This window comes from Chthoniobacter sp., from assembly GCF_040003245.1.
Lineage (GTDB): Bacteria > Verrucomicrobiota > Verrucomicrobiia > Chthoniobacterales > Chthoniobacteraceae > Chthoniobacter.
Genome location: NZ_JBDUCX010000401.1, coordinates 1 through 3022 on the forward strand (window position 1 = coordinate 1; position 3022 = coordinate 3022).

A 3022-nucleotide genomic window follows, 5' to 3' on the forward strand; every position below is an offset into this window, starting at 1 on the left:
CTTTCGGCCGCATGGCCATGAACGACGAGGAGACCGTGGCGCTGATCGCGGGCGGTCATTCCTTCGGCAAGACGCATGGCGCGGGCTCGGCCGACAACGTGAAGCACGAGCCGGAAGCAGCGGGGCTCGAGGAGCAGGGTTTCGGCTGGAAGAACACTTTCGGCACGGGCAAGGGCGGGGACACGATCACCAGCGGCCTGGAAGTGACGTGGACCACGACGCCGACAAAGTGGAGCAACGACTTCTTCAAGCATCTGTTCGGCTACGAATGGGAACTGACGAAGAGCCCGGCCGGCGCGCAGCAGTGGAAGCCGAAGGGTGACGCTGGTAATGGGACGGTGCCGCACGCGCACGACGCCGCGAAGCGGATTGCGCCTTCCATGCTGACGACGGACCTCGCGCTGCGGGTCGACCCGGCCTACGAAAAGATTTCGCGCCGTTTCCTGGAAAATCCCGATCAGTTCGCCGACGCGTTTGCCCGGGCGTGGTTCAAGCTGACGCATCGCGACATGGGACCGCGCGGACGTTATCTCGGGCCGGAAGTTCCCGCAGAGGAACTCCTCTGGCAGGACCCGATTCCCGCGGTGAATCATCCGTTGATCGACGCGCAAGACAGCGCCGCGCTGAAGAGCAAGATCCTCGCTTCGGGGCTCACGGTCTCGCAGTTGGTTTCCACCGCGTGGGCGGCGGCATCCACCTTCCGCGGCTCGGATATGCGTGGGGGCGCGAACGGCGGCCGGATCCGTCTGGCCCCGCAGAAGGATTGGGAGGTGAACCAACCGGCCCAATTGGCCAAGGTGCTGAAGACGCTGGAAGGCATCCAAGGGGAGTTCAATGGCGCACAGGCTGGCGGCAAGAAGGTGTCGCTGGCCGACTTGATCGTACTGGCCGGTGGCGCCGCGGTGGAGAAGGCGGCGAAGAATGCCGGGCACGACGTGTCGGTGCCCTTCACCCCGGGACGCATGGACGCCTCGCAGGAGCAGACCGATGTGGAAAGCTTCGCGGTGCTCGAACCGATCGCGGACGGCTTCCGCAATTACGTGAAAGGCAAATTCAAGATCCCGGCGGAAGAGTTGCTGATCGACAAGGCGCAATTGCTGACCCTCACGGCGCCCGAAATGACGGTGCTGGTGGGCGGTCTGCGCGTGCTGAATGCCAATGTCGACCAGGCCCCGCACGGTGTCCTCACCAAACGCCCCGAGGCGTTGTCCAATGACTTCTTCGTGAACCTGCTCGACATGGGCACGGAGTGGAAGCCGATCGCGCAATGCCCAGACGGGTTTGAAGGCCGTGATCGCAAGACGGGCGAGCGCAAATGGACCGGCACGCGGGTCGATCTCATCTTCGGCTCCAACTCCGAGCTGCGCGCCCTCGCGGAAATCTACGGCGGGTCGGATGCGGAGAACAAGTTCGTCGGCGACTTTGTCGCGGCCTGGAGCAAGGTGATGAACCTGGATCGCTTCGACCTCGCGGGTCGCTGAGCTGACTTCGATCGAGCGCTAAAGTCTTTTCACTCGCTGTCGCCGTCCAATCCGGCGCGGCGTGCTGATGCCTTCTTCGCTGGCTTCAAGCCGCTGATCTCGCTGCTGCCGTCTTTCGAGAGGACGAGCAGGGTATCGTGATATTTCTTGAGCGTAGAGCGGTGACCGATGCTGATGAAAGCGATGCCGGATTCGCGCAGGCGCTCGTAGAGGAGCTGTTCATTGTCTTCATCGAGCGCGCTGGTAGATTCATCGAGGAAGGCGATGGAGGGCTTTTTCAAGAAGAGCCGGGCGAAGGCGACGCGCTGCTGTTCGCCGAGCGAGAGGACGTTTGTCCAGTCGACAATCTTGGAGAGGTCGCCATCCACACGATCGTAGATGTCCTGGAGGTTGACGGTCTCGATGGCTTTGGTGATGGCCTCGTCATCGGCGTCTTCCTCGCTCAAGGGATACATGAGTTGGGCCCGCAGGCTGCCGGGCACCATGTAGGGCTTTTGGGGGAGAAACATGAGGCGCTTGTGCGCCGGGCGGTCGATGGCACCGGAACCCGATTGCCAGAGACCGGCGATGGTACGCAGCAGGGAGCTTTTGCCGGAGCCGCTCTCGCCCATGATGAGCAGGCTGCCGCGGCGCGGAAGCTGGAAGCTGAGATTGCGGGCGAGGACTTTTTCACCGCCGGGGGTTTGCACGGTGACGTCGTCCAGCTTGAGGTGGAGCGCCTCTTCGTTGACTTCGATCTGTGCTTCGTCGGCCTCGCGGGCGTCTTCCTCGTCGAAGGTATCGAGGTTGTCCCACAGGTCGCCGAGACGCCGGATGCCGGCGGAAAAGGAGCTGAGACTCTCGATTTGTGCGATGATGATCGAGAGGGCGGCGAGCACTTGGGCGAAGGCGCTTTCCGCCTGGGTGACCACGCCGAATTCCACCTGCCCGCGGATGAACATCGGACCGACGATGAGGCTGGGAACGATGAGGGCGAGGTAGTTGTAGCCATTGGCAAAGAACCCGAGGTTGCGATTCCAGCCGATGATCCAGAGGGTATTGTCGAGCACCTCGGCGAAGCGCTCGATCAAGTCCCGGTGCTCGCGCTTTTCCCCGCGGAAGAAGGCGATGGATTCGGCATTCTCGCCGACGCGGACCAGGCCGTGGCGGAAGTTTGCCTCGCGCTTGAACTGGTTGAAATACAAGCCGACGAGGCGCCTGCCGAAAAGCATGGAGACCACCGTGCCGACGGCGGCGTAGAGGAGCAGGACGCCGACGAGTCGGCCGGAGACCGACCAGAGCACGCCGAGGAAAGCGACGAGCGTGACCATCGAGTTGACGATCACGAGGAAGAAATTGAGCACGCCGTTGGTGAACAACTTCACGTCCTCGGTGATGCGCTGGTCGGGGTTGTCCACGCTTTCCGAGGCGCGGATGCGATAGTAGGCGCGGTTGAAAAAGTAGCGCTTGATGAGGTGCTGCGTCAGCCAGCGCCGCCAGGCCAGCGAGAGCCGCTCCTGGGAGTAGCGATAGAAGACGCCGATGGGGACGGACGCGAAGGC

At 62.8% G+C, this 3022-nt stretch carries 2 protein-coding genes; one reads left to right on the plus strand and one right to left on the minus strand.

Annotated elements, in window-relative coordinates:
* Positions 1-1481 (plus strand): peroxidase family protein (locus tag ABJF10_RS30220; protein ID WP_348548314.1); only part of this gene is annotated, 1481 nt, incomplete at its 5' end.
* A 29-nt stretch (positions 1482-1510) separates the two neighbouring features.
* Here the strand turns inward: ABJF10_RS30220 and ABJF10_RS30225 are convergent.
* Positions 1511-3022, minus strand: a 1512-nt coding sequence (locus ABJF10_RS30225; protein WP_348548315.1) for an ABC transporter ATP-binding protein/permease, incomplete at its 5' end; no start/stop codon positions are given.